We start from the raw sequence: 22,899 nt of genomic DNA, 5'->3' as shown, positions 1-22,899 counted from the left end.
GTTGGTCTCGACACGCTCGGCCGCAGGCGGCCTCGCGGCTCGACCAGCGGAGGGACCCTCAGGCGACGGCACCCTGCGGGGTCGGCGCCGGCCGCAGACCGAGGTCGGCGGTGCGTACGTCCTTGGTCTCGCGGGCGGTCAGGGCGGCGACCGACGCGACGAGGCAGACGACCGCGGTGTAGCCCGCCGTGACGACCCAGCCGCCCTCCTGCACGCCACCCAGCGCGGTGACGATCGACGGCGTGAACCCGGCGAGCAGGAAGCCGATCTGGGTGCCGATCGCGACGCCGGAGAAGCGCACCGGGGTCGAGAACATCTCGCCGTAGAACGACGGCCAGGTCGCGTTCGCGGCCGCGTAGCCGAACGAGAAGGTCACGATCGCGAGCGCGAAGACGAGCAGCTCGCTGCCCTGGCTCATCGAGAGCAGGTAGAACGGCATCATCACCGCACTGGCAACGGCGCCGTAGATGAAGACCGGCTTGCGCCCGATCCGGTCGGCGAGCAGGCCGAACATCGGCTGGGTGAACAGCGCGACGACATTGGCCGCGACGACCAGCCACAGCGTGATCGAGTCGACCATGCCGACCGCGACACCGTAGGCGATGGCCAGGTTGCCGAAGACCGTGGAGACGGCCGCGATGAAGGCGCAGCAGATGACCCGCAGCACGTCGACCCAGTGGTCGCGCAGCAGCACCGCGAGGGGCAGCTTGGCGACCTCGTTGTTGGCCTTGGCCTCCTCGAACTCCGGGGTCTCGTTGAGGCGGCTGCGGATGAAGAAGGCCACCACGACCACGATCGCGGAGAGCCAGAACGGGATCCGCCAGCCGATGGTGTACTTGATGTCGTCGGGCAGCGCGACGACCGGGATGAAGACGAGCGCGGCCAGGATCTGGCCGCCCTGGGTGCCCGTGAGGGTCCAGGACGTGTAGAAGGAGCGCCGGTCGTCGGGGGCGTGCTCGAGCGTGAGCGAGCTGGCGCCGGCCTGCTCGCCCGCGGCCGAGAGCCCCTGGAGCAGCCGGCAGAAGACCAGCAGCGCGGGCGCGATCCAGCCGGCCTGGTCGTAGGACGGCAGACAGCCGATCATGAACGTGCCGCCACCCATCAGCAGCAGGGTGAACAGCAGCACCTTGCGGCGGCCGATCCGGTCACCGAAGTGACCGACGAAGACCGCGCCGACAGGGCGGGCGACGTACGCGAAGGCGAAGGTCGCGAACGACATCACCAGCGCGGCATCGCCGGCGCTGGGGAAGAAGACGTGCGGAAAGATCAGCGCCGCGGCAGAGCCGAAGACGAAGAAGTCGTAGTACTCGACAGCACTGCCCATGAAGCTGGCCAGCGCGGCCCGGACCGGGGTCTTGCCTTCTTGGTTCTCGGTGACAGGTCCCGCCATCGGGTCCTCCTCGGGGTCTGTCCCGCGGTCCTGACCGCGGGCTGTGGGGGGGGGTTGTGGATGTGTGGCTCTTCGATTTCTTGGGCGAGGTCAGCCGGCCGCGGCCAGCTCGCGCAGGTGGGCGAGCATCCGCTCGGCATCGGGGTCGATGCCGGTGATCAGCCGGAAGGCGTCGACGGCCTGGTAGACCGCCATGTGGCCTCCGTGGAGCGTCCGGCAGCCGACCTCACGCGCCGCCTGCAGCAGCGCGGTGTCCAGAGGCCGGTAGACGATGTCCGCCACCCACAGCTCGGGGCGGAGGAGGGTCGTGTCCAGCGGCGTACCGGGGTGGTCGGCCATGCCGACCGGAGTGCAGTTGACCAGTCCGTCGGCGTCGGGGACGAGCGCCGGCAGCTTGTCGACGTGGCTCGCCTCGACGGTGCTCTCCGGGTGGTGGCGCCGGATCTCCTCGACCCGCGCCTGGGCACGGTCGAGGTCCATGTCGGCGATGACCAGCCGCTCGACGCCTTGGCCCACGAGCGCGTGCGCGACGGCCGAGCCCGCCCCTCCCGCACCCAGCTGCACGACGGTGCCGATCGGGGCACCCGGCATCCCGGTACGCAGCGCGTGGCCGAAGCCGGTCGTGTCGGTGTTGTAGCCGACCGCACCCTCATCGGTGAAGACCACGGTGTTGACCGCACCGAGCCGGGCCGCGGTCTCATCGAGCCGGTCGAGGTGCTCGATCACGAGCTCCTTGCACGGGTGGGTGATGTTGAGCGCGTCGAAGCCGAGCCGCCAGGTCTCCCTCATCAGGTCGCCCACGCCTTCGGCCGGGATCCCCAGATCGGTGATGTCGAGCGTCTTGTAGACGTACGACAGCCGGTGCTCGAACCCTTCGCGCATGTGCAGCGCCGGACTCAGCGAGGGTCCGACGCCCGCGCCGATCAGGCCGACAAGAAACGAAGACTTCATCTGAGCGATCCTTAATGTACGAACTAGTACGTTACGAGAGTGAAGGGGATCACATCTCCGCTCGACTCGTCAACCCCCGCATGACAAAAGCGCCCGCCCCGTGGTGCGGGACGGGCGCTTCGGGCGCATCTGTCAGTCGGCGGTCAGCCAGCCGACGACGATGTCGCCGAGGATGCGCCGATGGCGCTCGCGTACGTCAGGTGCGAGCATGTCGCGACCGAAGAGGAAACCGAAGGTGGCGCTGTTGGCGACCTGGAAGACGCAGTAGGCGCTGATCATCATGTGCACGTCGATGGCGTCGACGTCGGCACGGAGCTCGCCGGAGGCACGGCCGCGGGCGAGGACCTCGTCGAGGACGCTTGCGGCCGGGGCACCGAGCTCGCGCAGCGACTCGACCTTCTCCAGGTGCCGGCCACGGTGGATGTTCTCGACAGAGACGAGGCGGATGAAGTCGGGGTGGTCGACATGGTGATCGAAGGTGAGCTCGGCGATTCGGCGGATCGCATCGACCGGCTCGAGATCACCGGCGTGCAGGCTCTGCTCGAGGTCGCGGATGCGACGATAGGCAGCCTCGAGCACAGCCAGGAACAGCCCCTCCTTGCCGCCGAAGTAGTAGTAGATCATCCGCTTCGTGGTGCGGGTGCGCTCGGCGATCTCGTCGACCCGGGCGCCCGAGTAGCCCTGCTCCGAGAACACCTCGGTCGCGACGTCGAGCAGCTCGGACCGGGTACGTTCGGCATCACGCGACTGAACCATGCCCCGAGCCTAGAGCACGGCCCACTTCCCAAGGCGCAACAATGTATGTACCGTTTCGTACATTAGCGACGAACGGAGAACCATGCGCACCTCGATCGCCACGGTCTGCCTCAGCGGCGGCCTGGTCCAGAAGATGTACGCCGCGGCCGAGGCCGGCTTCGACGCGATCGAGATCTTCGAGCCCGACCTCATCGCCGCCCCCCAGTCCCCCGAGGAGATCCGGGCGCTGGCGTCCCGGCTGGGCCTGACCCTCGACCTCTACCAGCCCTTCCGCGACGCGGAGGGCGTCGACGAGTCGGCCTTCGCCGACGTGCTGCACCGTGCCGAGGCGAAGTTCCGGCTGATGCGCCGGCTCGGCATGGACCTGATGCTGGTCTGCAGCAACGTCGACACCGCGACCGTCGATGACGACGGGGTCTCCGCGGGACAGCTGCGGCGACTGGGCGAGCTCGCGGCGACGTACGACATCCGGCTCGCCTACGAGGCGCTGGCGTGGGGACGGTTCGTCGACGACTACCGCCGCTCGTGGCGGATCGTCGAGCTCGCCGACCACCCCAACGTCGGAATCTGCCTGGACAGCTTCCACATCCTCTCCCGCGGCCACGACCCCAAGCAGATCGAGGACATCCCGGCCGAGAAGATCTTCTTCCTGCAGCTCGCCGACGCCCCCGCGCTCAGCATGGACGTGCTCTCCTGGAGCCGCCACCACCGGCTCTTCCCCGGCGAGGGCAGCTTCGACCTGCCGGCCTTCCTCGGTCACGTCCTGCGCGCGGGCTACGACGGCCCGCTGTCGCTGGAGGTCTTCAACGACACCTTCCGCCAGACCGACCCGGTCCGCACCGCTCGTCAGGCCCAGCGCTCGCTGCGCTGGCTCGCCGACCGCACCGCCGACCTGCTCGGCGAGGAGACCGGCCTCTTTGCCGGACCGCTCCCCCGACTGCCCGAGGTGGCTGCGCCGGAGGCCTTCGACTTCGTCGAGATCAAGGCGCAGGACACCTCCGGGGTCGAGGTGGTGCTCGAGCAGCTCGGCTTCGGCTTCGGGGGCCGCCACCGCAGCAAGCAGGTCCGCCTGTGGACCTGGGGCGAGGCCCGGATCGTGTGCAACGACGTACCCAGTGCCTCCCCCGAGCCACACATCGCCGCCGTCGGCTTCGACGTCGCCGACTCGGATCCGGCCGCCGAGCGCGCCGCACGGCTGATGGCGCCGCCGGTCTACCGCCGGACGTACGCCGGTGAGCAGGCCCTGCGCGCCTTCACCTCCCCCGACGGCACCGAGGTCTTCCTCTCCCATGCGGAGGACTGGATCGGCGAGTTCCCCTCGACAGGCTCAGGACATCGCGACGGCGGCGCGCCACGCTCCGATCGACGGGCCGCGCGGATCGACCACGTCAACCTGGTCCAGCCCTGGCACAGCTTCGACGAGGCGGTCCTCTTCTACACCAGCGTCCTGTCGCTGACGCCGCAGCCGACCCAGGAGGTCGCCGGTCCCTCCGGCCTCGTCCGCAGCCAGGTGATGAGCTCACCGGCCGGCGGCGTACGTCTTCCGCTCAACCTGCTTCCGACCGAGCAGCAGGGCCAGGCACAGCACATCGCGCTCGCCTGCCACGACATCATCGGCGTCGTCGCGGCCGCCCGGGAGCGTGGCCTGCGACCCCTCGAGGTCCCGGGCAACTACTACGACGATCTGGTCGCCCGGTTCGGTCTGCCCGAGGACCTCGTCGCCACCCTGCGCGAGCTCGATCTGCTCTACGACCGCGACGCCGACGGTGAATACCTGCACTGCTACACCGAGACCGTCGGCGAGGTCTTCTTCGAGCTCGTCGAGCGCCGCGAGCGCTACGACGGCTACGGCGCCGGCAACGCCCCCGTCCGCCTGGTCAGCCAGGCCGGCTGACCCCCGCCGCCGTCGGTCGAGCCGCGAGCGCAGCGAGCGTGTCGAGACCAACACAGTCGCGTACGAACCGTGTTGGTCTCGACACGGATTCGCTCGTTCCTCACGAATCCGGCTCGACCAGCGGTATCAGAAGTTGCCGCGGAGCTCCTGCTCGCGCTCGATGGCCTCGAAGAGGGCCTTGAAGTTGCCCTTGCCGAAGCCGAGAGAGCCGTGGCGCTCGATCAGCTCGAAGAAGACCGTTGGGCGGTCCCCGATCGGCTTGGTGAAGATCTGCAGCAGGTAGCCGTCCTCGTCACGGTCGACCAGGATGCCGCGGGACTGCAGCTCCTCGATCGGCACGCGCACCTCACCGATCCGGGCGCGCAGCTCGGGGTCCTCGTAGTAGGAGTCGGGGGTGTTGAGGAACTCGATGCCGGCATCGCGCAGCGCGTCGACGGTGGCCAGGATGTCGCCGGTGGCCAGCGCGAGGTGCTGGGCGCCGGGACCCTGGTAGAACTCCAGGTACTCGTCGATCTGCGACTTCTTCTTCGCGATCGCCGGCTCGTTGAGCGGGAACTTCACCCGGTGGTTGCCGTTGGCCACGACCTTCGACATCAGCGCGGAGTAGTCGGTGGCGATGTCGTCACCGATGAACTCGGCCATGTTGGTGAAGCCCATGACGCGACCGTAGAAGTCGACCCACTCGTCCATCCTGCCGAGCTCGACGTTGCCGACCACGTGGTCGAGCGCCTGGAAGAGGCGCTTCGGGGCACCCGCGGGCTTCTTCAGCGTCGAGGTGCGGGCGACATAACCGGGCAGGTAGGGGCCGTCGTAGCCGGAGCGGTCGACCAGCGTGTGGCGGGTCTCGCCGTAGGTGGCGATGGCGGCGATGCGTACGGTGCCGTGCTCATCGCTCACGTCGTGGGGCTCCTCCAGGACGCGGGCACCCTGCTTGCGGGCGTGCTCGATGCAGCGGTCGACGTCGGGCACCTCGAGGGCGATGTCGACGACGCCGTCACCGTGACGGGCGTGGTGGGCGATGATCTCGCTCCCGGGCGCGACCCCGCCCTTGATCACGAAGCGCACTCCCCCGCTGCGCAGCACGTAGGAGTGGTGGTCGCGGTTGCCGGTCTCGGGGCCGGAGTAGGCGACCAGCTCCATGCCGAAGGCGCTCTGGAAGAAGTGGGCGGTCTGGGTGGCATTGCCGACAGCCCATACGACCGCGTCCCAGCCGGTGACCGGGAAGGGGTCGGAGGTGTCGTCGTAGGCCACCAGGCCGACGAGCTGCTCCAGCTCGGCCAGCCCGAGTCCGGCGAGCTTCTCTTGGTTGGTCAGGGTGTCTGCAAGCGTCATGCGGGCAAGTCAAGTGGGCCGAGTCACACCAAACAAGTTGACCACTGAGCACTGGTCAATCTGTCAGATCGGACCAGCGATCGCCGCCACTTGCTAGACAATCTGACTACCATCGAGCCATGAACCTCGACGACCTCGATGTCACGCTCCTGGAGACCCTGTACGCCCACCCGCGAGTCGGCGACCTCGAGCTCTCCCGGGTCGCCGGCGTCGCCCGAGCCACCGTGCAGAGCCGGCTGCGCAAGCTGGCCGAGGCCGGCGTGATCCGCGACTGGGCACCGACGATCGACCCGGCCGCGGCCGGCCACGCGGTCCAGGCGTTCGTGACCCTGGAGATCTCCCAAGGAGCCCTCGAGGACGTACGCCGCGACCTCGCCGAGATCCCCGAGGTGCTGGAGGCGTACGTCACCACGGGCTCCTTCGACGTCTTCTGCAAGGTGGCAACCGGGTCGCACGCGAAGCTCCAGGAGGTGCTCGTACGCATCGACCAGTCCCACGCCGTCGTCCGCTCGACCAGCGTGGTCACCCTCTCCACCCTCATCGAGCCGCGCACCCTCGACCTGCTGCGCACCGGAGCCACACCGCGCTGACCGACCGATTTTCATTGACGAGATTGCTAACAATCTTGTTGATGATCTATGGTCTGTGACGTGCGTCATGCCCAACACCTCCGAAACCAGACACCCGTGCGGTGTCTCCTCATGCGCGGCGGGACCTCTCGCGGTCCGCTCTTCGACGCCCGCGACCTGCCCGCGGACACCGCGCAGCGCGACGCGGTGCTGCTGGCGGCGATGGGGTCGCCCGACCCGCTCCAGGTAGACGGGATCGGCGGCGGCCACCCGCTGACCAGTAAGGCCGGCATCGTCGCGCCCGGCGCCGCCGGGAACGAGCAGGGCATCGACATCGAGTGGACCTTCGCCCAGCTCCAGCCCGACTCGGACCAGGTCGACACGACACCCAACTGCGGCAACATGCTGGCCGCGGTGCTGCCCTTCGCGATCGAGACCGGCATGGTGACGCCCGTCGGCGAGACCACCACGGCCCGCGTCCTCACCCGCAACACCGGCGCGGTCGCCGAGATCACTGTGCAGACGCCGGCCGGGCCGGACGGACAGCGCTTCGTACGCTACGACGGCGACGCCCGCATCGACGGCGTCCCCGGAACGGCTGCGCCGGTGCGGATCGGGTTCCTCGACACCGCCGGCTCGGTGGCCGGGAGCCTGCTGCCGACCGGCAACGTACGCGACACCGTCGAGGTCCCCGGCGTCGGCCCGATCGACGTCACCCTGATCGACAACGGCCAGCCGCTGGTGATCGTCGATGCCCGGGACCTGGGCGCGACCGGCGCCGAGAGCCCCGAGGAGATCGATGCCGACGAGCCGCTCCGGGCGCGGATCGAGGCGCTGCGCCTCGTCGCCGGCCACGCGATGGGTCTGGGCGACGTGACCACGAAGCCCTACCCGAAGATGACGCTTGTCTCCGCCCCGAGGAACGGCGGAGCGATCGGCACCCGCAGCCTGATCCCCCGCCGCACCCACCGCTCGATCGGTGTCCTGGCCGCCGTCACCGCCGTGACCGCGGCCGTGCTGCCCGGCTCCGTCGCCCACGACCTCGCCGTCGCTCCCCCGTTCACCACGACCGATGCCGGCCCCGAGGCGACCCTCGGCGTCGAGCACCCCACCGGCGAGTTCAGCGTGACGCTGGGCCTCGACCCCGAGGACCCGACGCACGTGACCCGATCCGCCCTGCTGCGTACGGCTCGCCTGATCATGGCCGGTCAGGCCATGGTCCCGAGCGCCGTCTTCACCGCCACCGAGGAAGCCCCCGCATGATCATCGACATCCACGGCCACTACACGACCGCACCGGCGCCGCTGGGCGAGTGGCGCGACGCGCAGGTGGCGGCGCTGACCGACCCGGGCGCCGCGCCGGATCCGGCGGGCCCGCAGATCTCCGACGACCAGATCCGCGAGACGATCGAGGCCAACCAGCTGCGGCAGATGGACGAGCGCGGCATCGACCTGACCGTCTTCTCCCCGCGGGCCTCCTTCATGGCCCACCACATCGGCGACCTCTCGACCTCCACGGAGTGGGCGCGGATCTGCAACGACCTGTGCGCCCGGGTGGCCGAACTCTACCCGACCCGGTTCGCCGCGGGCGCGATGCTCCCGCAGTCGCCCGGCGCCGACCCCGCGACCACGGTCGCCGAGATCGAGCGGGCGGTCACCGAGCTCGGCGCGGTCGCGGTCAACGTCAACCCCGACCCCTCCGGGGGCCGCTGGGACTCCCCGCCCCTGACCGACCGGTCCTGGTATCCCGTCTGGGAGAAGCTCTCCGAGCTCGACGTACCGGCCATGATCCATGTCTCCACCAGCTGCAACCCGGCCTTCCACACCACCGGCGCCCACTACCTCAACGCCGACACGACCGCGTTCATGCAGCTGCTGACCGGCGACCTGTTCGCCGACTTCCCCGATCTGCGCCTGGTGATCCCCCACGGCGGCGGCGCGGTCCCCTACCACTGGGGCCGCTTCCGCGGTCTGGCCCAGGCCCTCGGCCGCCCCGACCCCACGGACACGCTGATGAGGAACGTCTTCTTCGACACCTGCGTCTACCACCAGCCCGGCATCGACCTCCTCCTCGACGTCGTTCCCCACAGCAGCGTGCTCTTCGCCTCGGAGATGATCGGCGCCGTCCGCGGCATCGACCCGAACACCGGCCACCACTTCGACGACACCCGCCGCTACGTCGAGGCGTACGCAGCCCGCCACGGTCTCACCGAGGCCGAGCTCACCGCCCTGACCGAGACCAACGCCCGCCGCGTCTACCCGCGCCTGGACCAGCGACTCATCGCCCAGGGCCGCTGAGCGCGCCCCCGACCAAGGAGACCCATGCACGAGCTCGGAGTAGTTCACACCAGCATCACCCGCGCCGACCGCGCCGCCGTCGACGCCCTCGGACAGTTCGGCGTCGCCACCATCCACGAGGCGATGGGACGCCTGGGGCTGCTGCGCCCCTACATCCGCCCGGTCTACGAGGGCGCGAGGCTCTGCGGCACGGCCGTGACCGTGCTGCTCCAGCCCGGCGACAACTGGATGCTGCACGTCGCCGCCGAGCAGGTCCAGGAGGGTGACGTCGTCGTCGCCGGCTGCGTGACCGAGTCCGAGGACGGCTTCTTCGGCGAGCTGCTGGCCACCTCGCTGCGCAGCCGCGGCGCCCGCGGCCTGGTCATCGACGGCGGCTGCCGCGACGTGGACGAGCTGCGCGCGATGGACTTCCCCGTCTTCTCCCGCGCGATCAACGCCAAGGGCACCGTCAAGGCGACCCTCGGCTCGGTCAACGTCCCGGTCAACGTGGCGAACGCGCTGGTCAACCCCGGCGACGTCGTCGTCGCCGATGCCGACGGGGTGGTCGTCGTCCCGGCCGTCCGCGCGGCCGAGGTCGCCGAAGCCTCCCGCAGGCGCGAGGAGGCCGAGGTCGGCAAGCGCGCCCGCTTCGAGGCCGGAGAGCTCGGCCTCGACATCTACGACATGCGCCCGAAGCTCGCTGAGCTCGGCCTCACCTACAAGGACTGATCCGATGGTCACACCCGGCTGGCTGCACTGGTTCGAAGGACCCACCGAGCCCACCTTCACGCTCCCCGAGGGCGCGGTCGACGCCCACTGCCACGTCTTCGGCCCGGCGGCCGAGTTCCCGTTCGCGCCCGAGCGCAAGTACACCCCGGTCGACGCCTCCAAGGCCCAGCTCTTCGCGCTCCGCGACCACCTCGGCCTGGCCCTCAACGTCATCGTCCAGGCGACCTGCCACGGCGCCGACAACAGCGCCCTCGTCGATGCCTTGCGGCACTCCGACGGAAAGGCCCGCGGGGTGGCGACCGTCCGCGCCGACGTCAGCGACGACGAGCTGGCAAGCCTCCACGAGGCGGGCGTGCGCGGCGTACGTTTCAACTTCGTCAAGCGCCTCGTCGACGTCACTCCCACGGAGGTGCTGGAGACCATCGCGGCCCGGATCGCCCCGCTCGGCTGGCACGTGGTGATCTACTTCGAGGCCGCGGATCTTCCCGGCCTGAAGGACTTCTTCGCGAGCCTGCCGGTGCCGCTGGTCGTCGACCACATGGGCCGACCCGATGTGACCAAGGATCCCGAGGGACCCGAGTTCGCGGAGTTCCTCGACTTCGTCGCGGCAGGCGATGTCTGGGTGAAGGTCTCCTGTCCGGAGCGCCTGACCGTGACCGGACCCGCCGCCCTCGATGGCGAGACCGAGGCCTACCGAGACGTCGTCCCCTTCGCCCGCAAGGTCGTCGAGCGCTTCCCCGACCGCGTCCTGTGGGGCACAGACTGGCCCCACCCCAACCTGAAGGACCACATGCCCGACGACGGGCTGCTGGTCGACCACATTCCACACATCGCCCCCACACCCGAGCTGCAGCAGGCGCTGCTCGTGGACAACCCCATGCGCCTGTACTGGCCCGAAGGAGAGCACAGTGCCTGACCTCACCCCCACCAACGCAGCCAACCGGCTCGACCGGCTGCCCATCTCCCGGTTCCACAAGCTCGCCACCGTCGCCCTGGCGTTCGCCTACTTCTTCGAGTTCGCCGACATCAACACCTTCGCCACGACGGCACCGGTGATGCGCGAGCAGTGGGGGGTGACGATCAACCACATCGCGTACGTCACCTCCCTGTCGTTCGTCGGCATGTTCATCGGGTCCGTGGTGGCCGGCGGCCTGGCCGACCGGCTCGGCCGGAAACGTACCCTGGTGGCGACCACCATCTGGTTCTCGATCTGGTCCTTCGCCAGCGTCTTCGCCTGGGACATCGTCGCGATGGGCTTCTTCCGGGTGATGACCAGCGCCGGGCTCTCCGCGATGACCGTGGTGGCCGTGGTCTACATGAACGAGCTCTTCCCGCGCGCCAAGCGCGGCAAGTTCCAGGCGTACGTCATCGTCATCGGCATCTGCGGCACCCCGGCGACCAACCTGATCGCCTCCGCGGTGGTCCCGATCGCCGACTGGACCTGGCGCCTGGTCTTCCTGTGGGGCGCCCTCGGTGTCCTCTTCCTCTTCTTCGTACGCCGCCTGGTCGAGTCGCCGCAGTGGCTGGAGTCGCGGGGTCGCCATGCGGAGGCCGAGGAGATCCTGGTCGGCCTGGAGCGGGACGCGGCCGCCGAGCACGGGACGCTGCCCGAGCCGGCCGCGCCGGTCGAGGAGGGCCCCGCCACCAAGGCCGGGCTGGCGATGCTGAGGGACAAGCGGTTCCTCTACCCGACGATCCTGCTCTCGGTGCTGTGGATCTCCCAGACGATCGGCTTCTTCGGCTTCTCCTCCTGGGCGCCGACCCTGCTCGCGGCCGAGGGCGTCAGCGTCGAGGACTCGATCTTCTACGTCGCGCTGACCACCATCGGCGCCCCGCTCGGCTCCTTCCTGGCCTCGCTGGTCACCGACCGTTACGAGCGCAAGTGGTGCCTGGTCGTCTTCGGCCTGATCATCGCCGGCTCGGGTCTGCTCTACGGGCTGACCTTCACGCCGCTGCTGATCGTCGCCTTCGGGTTCCTGGTGAACCTGTTCGAGCGCGGCTACACCGCGCTGGCCTACGCCTACTCCCCCGAGCTCTACGACACCAGGGGCCGCTCGCTGGGCACCTCGGTCTCCTACGGCCTCGGCCGGCTCTCCAACGCCGCCGGCCCGCTGATCATCGCCGGGCTCTACAGCGGGCTGGGCTACCAGGCCGTCTTCTACTTCATCGCCGGCACCTGGGTGGTCGGGGCGCTCGCCCTGGCGATCTTCGGCCCGGCCACCCGTAAGGCCCGCCTGGCCGCCGAGGCCGCCGCCGTCCCGGCTCACTGAGGGAGTGACCATGCCCGACCCCGTTCCGGAGAACCTGACCACGCTCAAGCGGATGGTCGCCGACTCTCCGACCCGCCCACCGCTGGGCGAGGTGGCGCACATCGGCCACGCCCAGCTCTTCAGCCCGAAGCCGGCGGAGACCGTCGCGTTCTTCACCGACTTCCTCGGCCTGACCGTCTCGGGGCAGGACGGCGACCACACCTACCTGCGTACCTGGGACGACTACGAGCACCACAGCGTCGTCGTCACCGGGCGCGCCACCCCGGGCATCGGACGTACGGCACTGCGCTGCTCCTCCCCCGAGGCGCTCGCGCGCAGGATCGAGGCGGTCGAGGCCACCGGGGCTCACGGCGAGTGGAAGCAGGACGAGCCGGGCGTCGGGCCGCTGTGGGTGACCCAGGACCCCGACGGGCACGAGTTCGCGCTCTACCACGAGACCGACTACTGGGAGGCTCCCTCCGACGACCTCCGACCGGGGCTCAAGAACCAGCCCCAGGCCAAGCCCGGCCACGGGGTCGCGGTGCGGCGCCTGGACCACATCAACTACCTGGCCCGCGACGTCGAGACGACGACCGGCTTCGTGATCGACGCCCTCGGCGCGCGGCCCACCGAGCAGATCCGGCTGGACGACGGGCACCTCGGCGCCCGCTGGTCGACCTTCACCCAGAAGTCCTACGACCTGGTCTACACCGAGGACCGGACCGGGTCGACCGGCCGGCTGCACCACCTGGCCTTCGCCACCGACACCCGCGAAGACATCCTGCGGGCCGCCGACCTCGCCCTGGACACCGGCGTGTTCATCGAGACCGGACCGCACAAGCACGCGATCCAGCAGACGTTCTTCCTCTACGTCTACGAGCCCGGAGGCAACCGGATCGAGCTGTGCAACCCGCTGACCCGTCTGGTCCTCGCCCCCGACTGGCCGCTGATCACCTGGACCGAGGCCGAGCGCGCCAAGGGCCAGGCCTGGGGCCTGAAGACGATCGAGTCCTTCCACACCCACGGCACCCCGGTCGTCGACGGGCCTCCCTAGGGCATCCGGGGCAGCTCCACCGAGACCCGCAGCCCGCCGCCGGGCCGGGCGAGGACCGCGAGGTTGCCGTCGTGGGCACGGGTGATGCTCTTGACGATCGCCAGCCCCAGACCCACGCCGGCGTGGTCGCCGTGGATGCGCTGGGTGCCGCGCTGGAACGGCTCGGTGAGCGTGGCGACGAGCTCGCGGGAGAGCTTCTCGCCGGTGTTCGCGACCGTGAGGACCACGCTCCGCTCGTTGGCGGCGATCGTGACCGACACCGACCCGTCCTCGGTTCCGTCCTCGGGCAGGTTGTGGACGATCGCGTTGTGGATCAGGTTGGTCGCGAGCTGCAGCAGCAGGGCCGGCGAGCCGCTGACCGCGGCCTGCTCACCGGAGGTCTCGATGCGTACGCCGCGCTGCTCGGCCAGCGGCAGCAGCGTCTCGACCGCCTCCTCGGCGACCAGCGACAGGTCGATCCGCTCGCGGACGAAGGAGCGCTGGTCGGCACGGCTGAGGACGAGCAGAGCCTCGGTGAGGTCGATCGCGCGGGAGTTGATCAGCCGGAGCCGGTCGACGAGCTCGTCGACGTCGCGGTCCGGGTCCCTGCCGGCGACATCGAGCAGCGTCTGCGTGATCGCCAGCGGGGTGCGCAGCTCGTGGGAAGCGTTGGCCGCGAACCGCTGCTGCTCGGCGACCTGCGACTCGACCTTCTCGAGCATGTCGTCGAAACCGTCGGCGAGCTCACGGAACTCGTCGCCGGGGCCCTCGAGCTCGATCCGGTGCGAGAGGGAGCCGGTCGCGGCCGTACGTGTGGCCTCGGTGATCCTCCGCAGCGGCGCGAGCATCCGGCCGGCCAGGATCCAGCCCCCTACCAGCCCGAACACGAGCAGGAAGCCCATCATCGTGGCCGCCCGTGGAACGAACGCCCGCTCGAGGTCGGAGCGGTTCGGGACGAAGGGAGCGCTCGGCCTCCCCGGCTGCTGCGGCCATTCCATCCACACCCCGTCGGGGACGTAGCGCAGCAGGAAGACCCACACGACCGCGAGCAGGAGCACCCCGGTGACCACGATGACCGCGGCATAGCTCAGCGTCAGCTTGAGCCTGACACTCATCCCCGGGCGTCTAGGAGTCGACATCGATCCGGTATCCGACACCCGGCACGGTCGCGATGATCGCGGGCTCGCCGAGCCGTTTGCGCAGGGCGGAGACGGTGATGCGTACGGCATTGGTGAACGGGTCGGCGTTCTCGTCCCAGGCCCGCTCCAACAGCTCCTCGGCGCTGACCACCCCACCCTCGGCGGCGGCGAGGACTTCGAGGACCGCGAACTGCTTGCGGGTCAGCGCCACGTAGCGGCCATCGCGGTAGACCTCCCGCCGGAACGGGTCGATCCGCAGGCCGGCGATCTCCCGCACCGGCGGCCGGCTGTGGGCGCGGCGCCGGTCGAGCGCCCGCAGCCGCAGCACCAGCTCGCGCAGCTCGAACGGCTTGGTCAGGTAGTCGTCGGCGCCCAGCTCGAACCCGGAGGCCTTGTCGTCGAGCCGGTCGGCGGCGGTGAGCATCAGGATCGGCATCCCGGTGCCGGAGGCGACGATGCGCTTGGCGACCTCGTCGCCCGAGGGCCCGGGGATGTCCCGGTCGAGCACGGCGATGTCGTAGGCGTTGACGCTCAGCAGCTCCAGAGCCGTGTCACCGTCACCGGCGACGTCGGCGGCGATCGCCTCCAGCCTCAGCCCGTCCCGGATCGCTCCAGCCATCAACGGCTCGTCCTCGACCACCAGCACCCGCATGCTCTGATCCTAGGTTGATGACATATCGCTGACGTATTCGAATTGCCATACGCCCTGGTGACACCGTCGCGGGTTGACTGGCACGGTGAGCTTCACTGTCCGACCGATCAGCCCCGCCGAGCACCTCGACCACGTCAGGTCGCGGCGATCGGTCAGCTTCCAGCAGACCCCCGCCTGGGCCGAGGTGAAGACCGAGTGGCGCGGCGAGTCGCTGGGCTGGTACGCCGGCGACCGGCTCGCCGGGACCGGGCTGGTGCTGCACCGGCCGGTGCCGCGGCTCGGCTGCACGCTGGCCTACCTGGCGTGGGGTCCCGACATCGACTGGGCCGGCGGGCTCACCGTCTGGTTCCCGCCGCTGGTCTCCTACCTGCGGTCACAGGGCGCGTTCGCGATCCGGGTCGCGCCCCCGGTGCCCACCCACACCTGGGACGCCGCGCAGGTCAAGGAGGGCATCGCCGACCCGGGCGTCGCCCGCCTCACCGACCTCCCCGGCCGGCCCGACCCGGTCGGCGCCGAGGTGACCCGCTACCTCCGCGACTCCGGCTGGATCCCGCAGAACCCCGAGGACGGGTTCGGGGCGGGGCAGCCGCAGTTCACGTACGAGATCCCGCTGCGGCACCCCGACGGGACCGCGCGGTCCGAGGACGACGTGCTCCGCGGCATGAACCAGCTGTGGCGGCGCAACATCAAGAAGGCCGCGAAGGCCGGCGTCGAGGTCACCACCTCGGCCGGCGGCGAGGACCTGAAGGCGTTCCACGACCTCTACGTCCACACCGCCGAGCGTGACCGCTTCACGCCGCGGCCGCTGGCCTACTTCGAGAAGATGTTCTCGGCGCTCGCCGCGGAGGATGACGAGCGGATCAAGCTCTACCTGGCCCGTCACGACGGCGATCTGGTGGCCGCGACGATCCATGTCCGCGTCGGCGGCCACGCCTGGTACGTCTACGGCGCCTCCTCGACCGAGAAGCGGGACGTACGCGGCTCCAACGCCTGCCAGTGGGCGATGATCCGCGACTCGCTGGCCGCCGGGTGCGACGTCTACGACCTGCGCGGGATCACCCCGACCCTGTCCACCGACGACGCCCACGTCGGCCTGATCCAGTTCAAGGTCGGCACCGGCGGGCGGGCGGTGAGGTACGTCGGCGAGTGGGACCTGCCGCTGCGGCCGATCCTCTACCGGGCGTTCGACCTCTACATGAGCCGGCGGAGTCGATGACGAAAATGTCGAGCAGGAAGATCAGAAAAGAGGACCTCGGATGATCGTGAACGAATCGGGCTCGCTGACCGAGACGGGCATCGTCGTGCTGACGGTGCTGGCGTTTCCGGTGGCCGCGCTGACGGTGCCGGTGCTGGCGGTGCTGCGCCGGGTTCTCGGCGTCGCCTGGCCGCGGGCATGGCGCCACTCGCTGGCCGAGGTCGCCATCGTCTACGGCACCGTGCCCGGGCTGCTGCTGACGATGGTTCCGGGCAGCGAGGCGGGCCTCGTCTCCGGAGCCGTCAGCCTGGAGCCGTTCACCGACATGCCCACCATGGGACGGATCGGCATCATCGGCAACCTGATCCTGCTCGCCGCCCTCGGCTTCTTCGCGCCGATCCGGTTCCGCGGGCTGCGCTCGGTGTGGCGGGTCCTGGGCCTCGCACTCGCGGTGTCGGTCTCGATCGAGGTGCTGCAGTACGCCCTGGTGCTCGACCGGGTCTCCTCGGTCGACGACGTCATCCTCAACGCCGGTGGGGCCACCGCCGCCGCGATCGTGTCGTGGCCGTGGTGGCGCCGCCGGCGCCCGCGTCCGGGAGTCTCAGACCAGCGCCGCGGCGACCTGGTCGAGGCGGGCTCCGCGTGAGGCCTTGACCAGCACCACGTCGCCGGGAGCGAGGTGGCTCCGCAGCCACTCGATCGCGGCGGCGTTGTCGGGCAGGTCGATCGCCTTTGCCCCGGCGCCGTCGGCGATGACGGCGGCGGCCTCGCCGACGGTGACGACGAGGTCGGCCCGGGTCGCGGCGTACGTCCCGATCTCGTGGTGCGCGTCGCGGCTGGCCGCCCCCAGCTCGAGCATCTCGCCGAGGACGGCGATGCGCCGCTTGGCCTCGAACGCGGCGAGCGCGTCCAGGCCGGCGCGGGTGGACTCGGGGTTGGCGTTGTAGGAGTCGTCGAGGAGGGTCGCGCCGTCGGCGAGGGCGCGCAGCTCCATGCGCCACTTCGAGATCGAGGCGGTGTTGAGTGCGGTCGCGGCCTGCGCGAGCGGGACCCCGGCGGCCAGGCCCGCCGCCGCGGCGGCCGCGGCGTTGAGCGCCCAGTGGGCACCGACGAACGGGAGCGTGACGACCGCCTTCTCATCGTCGTTCTGGAGCGTGAACGAGGGCCGGCCGAGCCGGTCCAGGGCGAGGTCGCGAAGGCGTACGCTCGCCCGCTCGCCGGCCCCGAAGGCGAGCACCGGACCGGCGGTGAGGTCGCTCATCGCGAGCACCCGCGGGTCGTCGGCGTGGAGCACGGCGGTGCCGCCGCTCGCCATTCCCCGCACCAGCTCGCTCTTGGCCACGGCGATCGCCTCCCGCGAACCGAACTCGCCCAGGTGGGCCTGGCCGACGTTGGTCACGACGGCGATGTCGGGCGCGACCAGGCCGATGAGATCGGCGATGTCGCCGATGTGCCGCGCCCCCATCTCGAGCACCAGGAATCTCGTCGTCACGTCGGCGCGCAGCATGGTGAGCGGTACGCCGAGCTCGTTGTTGAACGAACCGGAGGTCGCGACGGTCGGTGCGGCGCTCGCCAGCACCGCCTCGATCATGTCCTTGGTGCTGGTCTTGCCCTGGGAGCCGGTGACCGCGACGACGGTCAGCTCGTCGCGCAGCAGCGCCACGACGTGGGCGGCCAGGCGCTGGAGCGCGGCCTGCGCGTCGTCCACGACGACCGTCGGGAGCGCGGTCGGGCGGGACCCGAGCACGGCGACGGCGCCGGCGTCGGCGGCCTGCGGTGCGTACTCGTGACCGTCGGTGTGCTCACCCGCGAACGCGACGAAGAGGCCGCCCGGGTCGGCCTCGCGGCCGTCGATCACGGCCGGCGCGCTCACGGTCACCGAGCTGTCGCCGACGACCTTCCCGCCGACCAAGGAGGCGATCTCGTCCAAGCTGAGGGGAATCATCCCCTCAGTCTTCGGAACCCCACGTTGCCGGAGCGTATCCGCTCATCGATATACGGACGATAACTCTCCCCCGAGATCGGAGCCTTCCTATCGTCGGCATATCAGAAAATCCATACGGGCGGGCAACCGCTCCTGAGGTTTGCTGGCGTCGATGATCTACCACGAGCCGACCCTGACGGCGCCTACCGAGCCGATGGAGCAGACCGTGATCTCGCCGACCGTCGGGATCACGGTCTACGGCTGCGCCCCTGATGAGAGCCTTCTTTTCGACTCCTTGGCGCCCGCTCTCGGCGTTTCCCTGAGGACCACGACGGAGCCCGTCTCCGAAGACAATGCCACCCTCGCGGCCGGAGACCGGTGCATCAGCGTCAGCCACAAGTCGCCGATATCGAACGAGACGCTGCTCGCTCTGAAAAACAGCGGCGTCCGGTATATCTCGACGCGAAGCGTGGGTCTCGATCACATCGATGTCGACTTCGCGGCGAGCATCGGGACAACGGTCGGAAACGTCGCCTATTCACCCGACTCCGTGGCCGACTACTCGTTGATGCTGATGCTCCTGTCGGTGCGCCAGGCGAAGGCGGCGATCCGGCGCACCGACGTCCACGACTACCGCCCGGCGGCCATGCGCGGCCGTGAGCTGCGCGACCTGACCGTCGGCGTGGTCGGGACCGGGCGGATCGGCGCCGCGGTCATCGACCGGCTGCGCGGCTTCGGCTGTGACGTACTCGCCTACGACGTCCGGCCCCGGCCGGCGACCGAGGGGGTGGAGCACGTCGATCTGGACACGCTCGTCGAGCGCTGCGACATCATCACCCTCCACGCGCCGCTCAGCGAGGAGTCGCACCATCTTCTCGACCGGCGGCGCATCGACCGGATGCGCCCCGGTGCGTACGTGATCAACACCGCTCGTGGCGCGCTGGTCGAGACGCCGGCGCTCATCACCGCGCTCGAGGAGGGCCGGCTGGGTGGTGCGGCGCTGGACGTCATCGAGGGCGAGGAAGGCATCTTCTACGCCGACCTCCGGGGACACGAGATCCCCAACGGCGGCCTGGCTCGGCTCCAGGAGATGCCGAATGTGCTGGTCAGCCCCCATATCGCCTACTTCACCGACCATGCCCTCATGGACACGGTCGAGAACTCCATCGTGAACTGTCGTGAATTCGAAAGCAGGTTTCCGCATGTCTAAGCTCAAGGTCGGCATCATCTTCGGTGGCGTCTTCGAGGAGCACCCCGTCTCGGTGAAGTCGGCGCAGGAGGTTGCCAAGCACCTCGACGCCGACACGTACGAGGCCTACTGGATCGGCATCACCAAGAGCGGCGACTGGCGCCTGTGCGACGGTCCCGAGGCGAGCTGGGAGGACGGCGCGCACCGCCCGGTCGTGCTCTCCCCCGATCGCAGCGTCCACGGGCTGCTCGTGCTCGACCAGGGCAACCACGGCTACGAGACGATCCGGCTCGACGTGGTGCTCCCGGTCCTGCACGGCAAGCTCGGCGAGGACGGCGCGATCCAGGGCCTCTTCGAGCTCTCCGGGATCCCGTACGTCGGCTGCGACGTGCAGAGCTCGGCTCTGTGCATGGACAAGTCGCTGGCCTACACGGTCGTCGGCGAGGCCGGGATCCCGACGCCGACCTTCTGGATCCTGGGCCCCGGCGAGTCGGTCGACGCCGGCGTGCTCCCCTATCCGGTCTTCGTGAAGCCGGCCCGCTCGGGGTCCTCGTTCGGGGTCAGCAAGGTGACCTCGGCGGCGGAGCTGGACGCCGCGGTGGCGACCGCGCGGCGCTACGACGAGAAGGTGCTCATCGAGGAGGGGGTCGTCGCCGAGGAGATCGGCTGCGCGATCCTCGGCAACGACGGCGAGCTGGTCACCGGAGAGGTGGACCACGTCGCACTCACTCACGGCTTCTTCAAGATCCACCAGGAGGACGCCCCCGAGACCGGCTCGGAGAACGCCACCTTCATCGTGCCCGCCGACATCCCGGCCGAGGCTCAGGAGCTGGTCAAGACCGAGGCGCAGCGGGTCTACCGGGCGCTGGGCTGCCGCGGGCTGGCGCGGGTCGACATGTTCCTGAAGGCCGACGGCACGGTGGTGCTCAACGAGGTCAACACGCTGCCCGGGCTCACCTCCTACAGCCGCTACCCACGGATGATGGCCGCCGCCGGGATCTCGATGACCGAGCTCCTCGACCGCGCGGTCACCCTGGCGCTGGAGGAGACCGTCCGATGAGGGACGGCTTCGGCTTCGTCGACGAGCTGGCGCCGGGCATCCGCTGGGACAGCAAGTACGCCACCTGGGACAACTTCACCGGCAAGCCGATCGACGGCTACCTGGTGAACCGCATCGTCGGGACCCGTGAGCTGTGCACCGCCCTCGCCCAGGCACGCGACAAGGCCGCCGCCCTGGGCTTCGGGATCCTGCTGTGGGACGGCTACCGCCCCCAGCGCGCCGTCGACGCGTTCCTGCGCTGGGCCGCGGAGCCCGCGGGCGACGACGATCCCCGCAAGCCCGTGCACTACCCCGCGATCACCCGGCCGGAGATGTTCGAGAAGGGGTACGTCGCCACGAAGTCCGGCCACAGCCGCGGTAGCACCGTGGACCTGACCCTCTTCTCGCTGGCTACCGGTGCACTGCTGGACATGGGTGGTGACCACGACCTGATGGATGAGATCTCCCATCACGGCGCGGCCGGGGTCTCCGAGGTCGCGGCCCGCAACCGGACGCACCTGTGCTCGGTGATGGAGTCCTGCGGGTTCAGTCGCTACCAGAACGAGTGGTGGCACTACTCGCTGGTCGAGGAGCCCTTCCCCGAGACCTACTTCGACTTCCCCGTCGGCTGACTCAGGGACTCAGCCAGCCCTGGACCTTCGAGCGGTTCGCCTTCGCCCAGACGGAGGCGAACCGTTCCTCGGCGGCGTCGGCGGCAGCCCGCTCGGCCGCGAGGAAGTCGCGAAGGGCATCGTCGGGCCCGGGGATCTCCTCGATCGCCTGGATCATGACCGCGGAGTCGTTGAGGTCGCCGAGGGCCGACTGGACCGACCTGGCGGCATCGGCCAGGCGCACGGCCTCCTGACCGAAGACCTCTCGCAGCGACTCGGCCGCGTAGCGGGTGCGCTTGGCCTCCTTGCGCACCTCGTGGAGCCGCCGGCGACGCTCGCCGGGAGCATCGGCGCGCTCGGCGGCGGCGACCGCCGCCACCAGACGTCGCCAGTCGCGGCGGAGTCGTTTGCGCAGCGCCTTCTTGCCCGGGGCACCTCCGGACCAGGGGAAACCATCGGCGGCGGCGAGGGCGGCGGTCAGGGTGCGGTAGCGCTCCCCCTCGAGCTCCGGGAACAACCGGGCCCGTCCCGCGACCCGGCGCTCGGTGAGCGCCGCTCGAAGCGCGTCGACACCCGATGGCCCGGGACCGTGCTTCGCCGCCCACTGCCGCAGCCGTTCGCGGAGCACCTCGGTGTCGCGTACGTCTCCGAGGAGGGCGCCGAGCCACTTCAGCTCCTCGCGGAGCGGCTCGGTCCGCTCCGCGTCGAGGAGCGGGCGGTACGTCGCCAGGACGCTGCGCAGCCTGCGTACCGTCACGCGCATCTGGTGGACCGCGTCGTCCTCGTCACGCAGCACGAGCCGGCCCCAGCGGTGGAGCACGGCCACCTGTTCGCGCCACCACTCGCTGACCGGCTCGTGTGGATGAGTCATCCCCACAGTTCTACCCTGCTACGGGCTCCAGGTCACCCACCTTCTCCTCGGCCTCCGAGCCGCCCTTCTCACGGTGCGGGAGGAGGGTCAGGAGCAGACCCGCACCAGCCCAGCAGGCGAGCACGATCAGCGGGGTCGTGGAACCGGCACCGTCGAAGAAGGACAGGCCACGGAGCGCCGAGCCGGTCGCACCCGGGGGCAGGAGCTGGCCGAGCCAGCCGAACGGGATCATCTCCGGGGCCGAGGAGATGCCGGAGAGCGGGTTGCCGACCAACATGATCAGCAGCGCCATGATTCCGACGCCGGCCATGCCGATGAAGTGGCGCAGGCCAACGATCGGCAGCGCGACCGCGAGGATGCCCAGGGCAACGACGCCGGCGTTGACCACGTAGGTGCCCTCGAGAGCGCCGAGCCAACCCTGGATCACTCCGGTCATCGCCAGCCCGCCTCCGATCGCGATGAGGAAGGCCGCGGCGACGCGGTCGCGGGTGCGCTTGAGCGCCAGCGAGGTGATCGCCCCGGCCATGATGCCGCCGAGCGCGAGGGGCAACGCCGCGGTGCCGAAGACGAGTCCGCGCGGGTCGTCCTCAGGAGCAGCGACGACGTCGGTCACCTTCGGGGCGGTGCCGGTCTCAGCGCCCATCGCCGTCGCCATCGCGGTGAGCTGCTGGGCGACGATGGCGCTGGCGGCGGTAGCGGTCAGCACCTCCTGACCCTTCGGGGCGACGACGATCGCACCGTACGCCTCGCGGTCCTCGATCGCCTCGACCGCCGCATCCCGGTCGGCGACCGCGATGACGTCGAAGGCGTCTTCGCCCGCAGTGGTGGCGAGCTGCGTCTCGATCTGGGCGACGGCCTGTTCCGGACCGGCGACAGCCAACGGCAGCGCCCGTGGCTCCATCTCGCTGGAGGGCCAGGCGAATGCGGTGATGAGCAGGGCGAGGAGGGCGACCAGACCGAGGCTGACCCCGATCACGGCTTGCACTGACTTGGGCATGTCTGTTCCTTCTTAAAAAAACGAATGTTCATTCTCTTTGGGAGAACTCTCCTCCTCTCCATTGGATTTATCAAAAATGAATGTTCGTTTTCTTTTGAGGTAC

General features: G+C 70.0%; 22 protein-coding genes. 13 read left to right on the top strand and 9 right to left on the bottom strand.

The window, feature by feature from the left end:
• Positions 1-58: 58 nt before the first annotated feature.
• The 3 genes from ABZ796_RS23630 to ABZ796_RS23620 form a co-directional block, all read right to left on the bottom strand.
• Entirely contained in the window at positions 59-1,390 is a 1,332-nt protein-coding gene (locus ABZ796_RS23630; protein ID WP_357340253.1) for an MFS transporter, read from the bottom strand.
• A 90-nt stretch (positions 1,391-1,480) separates the two neighbouring features.
• Positions 1,481-2,341 (bottom strand): shikimate dehydrogenase, encoded by an 861-nt coding sequence (locus tag ABZ796_RS23625; protein ID WP_357340252.1) that lies wholly within the window; start codon positions 2,339-2,341, stop codon positions 1,481-1,483.
• Positions 2,342-2,473: 132 nt separating this feature from the next.
• A complete protein-coding gene (locus tag ABZ796_RS23620; protein WP_357340250.1) occupies positions 2,474-3,097 on the bottom strand; it encodes a TetR/AcrR family transcriptional regulator in 624 nt (207 codons plus the stop codon).
• A gap of 82 nt (positions 3,098-3,179) precedes the next feature.
• Here ABZ796_RS23620 and ABZ796_RS23615 point away from each other — a divergent pair, with 82 nt between their 5' ends.
• On the top strand, positions 3,180-4,991 hold the full coding sequence (locus ABZ796_RS23615; RefSeq protein WP_357340248.1) for a TIM barrel protein: 1,812 nt from the start codon (positions 3,180-3,182) through the stop codon (positions 4,989-4,991).
• Positions 4,992-5,117: 126 nt separating this feature from the next.
• On the opposite strand, the gene hppD is transcribed toward ABZ796_RS23615, so the two are convergent.
• On the bottom strand, positions 5,118-6,323 hold the full coding sequence (gene hppD, locus ABZ796_RS23610) for a 4-hydroxyphenylpyruvate dioxygenase (RefSeq protein WP_357340246.1): 1,206 nt from the start codon (positions 6,321-6,323) through the stop codon (positions 5,118-5,120).
• A 119-nt stretch (positions 6,324-6,442) separates the two neighbouring features.
• Here hppD and ABZ796_RS23605 point away from each other — a divergent pair, with 119 nt between their 5' ends.
• From ABZ796_RS23605 to ABZ796_RS23575, 7 genes are read left to right on the top strand one after another with little or no spacing between them, the layout of a single operon-like run.
• Entirely contained in the window at positions 6,443-6,913 is a 471-nt protein-coding gene (locus ABZ796_RS23605) for an Lrp/AsnC family transcriptional regulator (protein ID WP_357340244.1), read from the top strand.
• Positions 6,914-6,961: 48 nt separating this feature from the next.
• A complete protein-coding gene (locus ABZ796_RS23600) occupies positions 6,962-8,155 on the top strand; it encodes a 4-oxalomesaconate tautomerase (RefSeq protein ID WP_357340242.1) in 1,194 nt (397 codons plus the stop codon).
• Positions 8,152-9,189 carry an amidohydrolase family protein gene (locus tag ABZ796_RS23595; RefSeq protein WP_357340241.1) on the top strand — a complete coding sequence of 346 codons (1,038 nt, stop codon included), beginning with the start codon at positions 8,152-8,154 and terminating at the stop codon, positions 9,187-9,189. The genes ABZ796_RS23600 and ABZ796_RS23595 overlap by 4 nt, the downstream gene beginning before the upstream one ends.
• A gap of 24 nt (positions 9,190-9,213) precedes the next feature.
• Positions 9,214-9,897 (top strand): 4-carboxy-4-hydroxy-2-oxoadipate aldolase/oxaloacetate decarboxylase, encoded by a 684-nt coding sequence (ligK, locus tag ABZ796_RS23590; RefSeq protein ID WP_357340239.1) that lies wholly within the window; start codon positions 9,214-9,216, stop codon positions 9,895-9,897.
• 4 nt (positions 9,898-9,901) lie between these two features.
• Positions 9,902-10,813, top strand: coding sequence for an amidohydrolase family protein (locus ABZ796_RS23585; RefSeq protein WP_357340237.1), 912 nt, complete (start codon positions 9,902-9,904; stop codon positions 10,811-10,813).
• A complete protein-coding gene (locus tag ABZ796_RS23580; RefSeq protein WP_357340235.1) occupies positions 10,806-12,167 on the top strand; it encodes an MFS transporter in 1,362 nt (453 codons plus the stop codon). Before ABZ796_RS23585 ends, ABZ796_RS23580 begins: the two co-directional genes overlap by 8 nt.
• Before the next feature lie 10 nt (positions 12,168-12,177).
• The gene (locus ABZ796_RS23575) at positions 12,178-13,200 is read left to right on the top strand and encodes a VOC family protein (RefSeq protein WP_357340233.1); all 1,023 of its coding nucleotides are present in this window, start codon (positions 12,178-12,180) and stop codon (positions 13,198-13,200) included.
• On the opposite strand, the gene ABZ796_RS23570 is transcribed toward ABZ796_RS23575, so the two are convergent.
• The gene (locus ABZ796_RS23570) at positions 13,197-14,294 is read right to left on the bottom strand and encodes a HAMP domain-containing sensor histidine kinase (RefSeq protein WP_357340232.1); all 1,098 of its coding nucleotides are present in this window, start codon (positions 14,292-14,294) and stop codon (positions 13,197-13,199) included. The two genes, ABZ796_RS23575 and ABZ796_RS23570, sit on opposite strands and share 4 nt — an antisense overlap.
• A gap of 10 nt (positions 14,295-14,304) precedes the next feature.
• On the bottom strand, positions 14,305-14,970 hold the full coding sequence (locus tag ABZ796_RS23565) for a response regulator transcription factor (RefSeq protein ID WP_357340230.1): 666 nt from the start codon (positions 14,968-14,970) through the stop codon (positions 14,305-14,307).
• A gap of 85 nt (positions 14,971-15,055) precedes the next feature.
• On the opposite strand from ABZ796_RS23565, the gene ABZ796_RS23560 reads away from it, so the two are divergent.
• Both ABZ796_RS23560 and ABZ796_RS23555 read left to right on the top strand, forming a co-directional pair.
• Entirely contained in the window at positions 15,056-16,186 is a 1,131-nt protein-coding gene (locus ABZ796_RS23560) for a peptidoglycan bridge formation glycyltransferase FemA/FemB family protein (RefSeq protein WP_357340228.1), read from the top strand.
• Positions 16,187-16,226: 40 nt separating this feature from the next.
• Positions 16,227-16,811 (top strand): VanZ family protein, encoded by a 585-nt coding sequence (locus ABZ796_RS23555; protein ID WP_357340226.1) that lies wholly within the window; start codon positions 16,227-16,229, stop codon positions 16,809-16,811.
• Here the strand turns inward: ABZ796_RS23555 and murF are convergent.
• Positions 16,767-18,110: a UDP-N-acetylmuramoyl-tripeptide--D-alanyl-D-alanine ligase gene (gene murF / locus ABZ796_RS23550; RefSeq protein ID WP_357340225.1), complete on the bottom strand. Its 1,344-nt coding sequence runs from the start codon at positions 18,108-18,110 to the stop codon at positions 16,767-16,769. The genes ABZ796_RS23555 and murF overlap by 45 nt on opposite strands.
• Positions 18,111-18,318: 208 nt before the next feature.
• Here murF and ABZ796_RS23545 point away from each other — a divergent pair, with 208 nt between their 5' ends.
• Genes ABZ796_RS23545 through vanX form a run of 3 tightly spaced genes read left to right on the top strand, consistent with a single transcriptional unit; the run spans position 18,319 to position 20,949 of the window.
• Positions 18,319-19,299 (top strand): D-isomer specific 2-hydroxyacid dehydrogenase family protein, encoded by a 981-nt coding sequence (locus tag ABZ796_RS23545; protein ID WP_357340266.1) that lies wholly within the window; start codon positions 18,319-18,321, stop codon positions 19,297-19,299.
• Positions 19,292-20,338 carry a D-alanine--(R)-lactate ligase gene (gene vanA / locus ABZ796_RS23540; protein WP_357340224.1) on the top strand — a complete coding sequence of 349 codons (1,047 nt, stop codon included), beginning with the start codon at positions 19,292-19,294 and terminating at the stop codon, positions 20,336-20,338. Before ABZ796_RS23545 ends, vanA begins: the two co-directional genes overlap by 8 nt.
• Positions 20,335-20,949: a D-Ala-D-Ala dipeptidase VanX gene (gene vanX, locus ABZ796_RS23535; RefSeq protein WP_357340223.1), complete on the top strand. Its 615-nt coding sequence runs from the start codon at positions 20,335-20,337 to the stop codon at positions 20,947-20,949. The genes vanA and vanX overlap by 4 nt, the downstream gene beginning before the upstream one ends.
• A gap of 1 nt (position 20,950) precedes the next feature.
• On the opposite strand, the gene ABZ796_RS23530 is transcribed toward vanX, so the two are convergent.
• Together ABZ796_RS23530 and ABZ796_RS23525 are read right to left on the bottom strand one after the other, a co-directional pair.
• A complete protein-coding gene (locus ABZ796_RS23530) occupies positions 20,951-21,799 on the bottom strand; it encodes a CHAD domain-containing protein (protein WP_357340221.1) in 849 nt (282 codons plus the stop codon).
• Positions 21,800-21,809: 10 nt separating this feature from the next.
• Positions 21,810-22,796, bottom strand: a complete 987-nt coding sequence (locus ABZ796_RS23525) for a hypothetical protein (protein ID WP_357340220.1) — start codon at positions 22,794-22,796, stop codon at positions 21,810-21,812.
• Positions 22,797-22,899 lie beyond the last annotated feature (103 nt).

It is taken from the genome of Nocardioides sp. NPDC047086 (assembly GCF_040643685.1).
Taxonomy (GTDB): Bacteria; Actinomycetota; Actinomycetes; order Propionibacteriales; family Nocardioidaceae; genus Nocardioides.
The sequence above is the reverse complement of the archived record's forward strand: the minus strand, read 5'-3'. Positions and strand labels throughout refer to the sequence as shown.

Coding starts and splice junctions, on each gene's coding strand:
- ABZ796_RS23630 (WP_357340253.1), bottom strand. CDS start 1,390: ATGGCGGGACCTGTCACCGAGAACCAAGAAGGCAAGACCCCGGTCCGG.
- ABZ796_RS23625 (WP_357340252.1), bottom strand. CDS start 2,341: ATGAAGTCTTCGTTTCTTGTCGGCCTGATCGGCGCGGGCGTCGGACCC.
- ABZ796_RS23620 (WP_357340250.1), bottom strand. CDS start 3,097: ATGGTTCAGTCGCGTGATGCCGAACGTACCCGGTCCGAGCTGCTCGAC.
- ABZ796_RS23615 (WP_357340248.1), top strand. CDS start 3,180: ATGCGCACCTCGATCGCCACGGTCTGCCTCAGCGGCGGCCTGGTCCAG.
- hppD (WP_357340246.1), bottom strand. CDS start 6,323: ATGACGCTTGCAGACACCCTGACCAACCAAGAGAAGCTCGCCGGACTC.
- ABZ796_RS23605 (WP_357340244.1), top strand. CDS start 6,443: ATGAACCTCGACGACCTCGATGTCACGCTCCTGGAGACCCTGTACGCC.
- ABZ796_RS23600 (WP_357340242.1), top strand. CDS start 6,962: ATGGTCTGTGACGTGCGTCATGCCCAACACCTCCGAAACCAGACACCC.
- ABZ796_RS23595 (WP_357340241.1), top strand. CDS start 8,152: ATGATCATCGACATCCACGGCCACTACACGACCGCACCGGCGCCGCTG.
- ligK (WP_357340239.1), top strand. CDS start 9,214: ATGCACGAGCTCGGAGTAGTTCACACCAGCATCACCCGCGCCGACCGC.
- ABZ796_RS23585 (WP_357340237.1), top strand. CDS start 9,902: ATGGTCACACCCGGCTGGCTGCACTGGTTCGAAGGACCCACCGAGCCC.
- ABZ796_RS23575 (WP_357340233.1), top strand. CDS start 12,178: ATGCCCGACCCCGTTCCGGAGAACCTGACCACGCTCAAGCGGATGGTC.
- ABZ796_RS23570 (WP_357340232.1), bottom strand. CDS start 14,294: ATGAGTGTCAGGCTCAAGCTGACGCTGAGCTATGCCGCGGTCATCGTG.
- ABZ796_RS23565 (WP_357340230.1), bottom strand. CDS start 14,970: ATGCGGGTGCTGGTGGTCGAGGACGAGCCGTTGATGGCTGGAGCGATC.
- ABZ796_RS23555 (WP_357340226.1), top strand. CDS start 16,227: ATGATCGTGAACGAATCGGGCTCGCTGACCGAGACGGGCATCGTCGTG.
- murF (WP_357340225.1), bottom strand. CDS start 18,110: ATGATTCCCCTCAGCTTGGACGAGATCGCCTCCTTGGTCGGCGGGAAG.
- vanA (WP_357340224.1), top strand. CDS start 19,292: ATGTCTAAGCTCAAGGTCGGCATCATCTTCGGTGGCGTCTTCGAGGAG.
- vanX (WP_357340223.1), top strand. CDS start 20,335: ATGAGGGACGGCTTCGGCTTCGTCGACGAGCTGGCGCCGGGCATCCGC.
- ABZ796_RS23530 (WP_357340221.1), bottom strand. CDS start 21,799: ATGACTCATCCACACGAGCCGGTCAGCGAGTGGTGGCGCGAACAGGTG.
- ABZ796_RS23525 (WP_357340220.1), bottom strand. CDS start 22,796: ATGCCCAAGTCAGTGCAAGCCGTGATCGGGGTCAGCCTCGGTCTGGTC.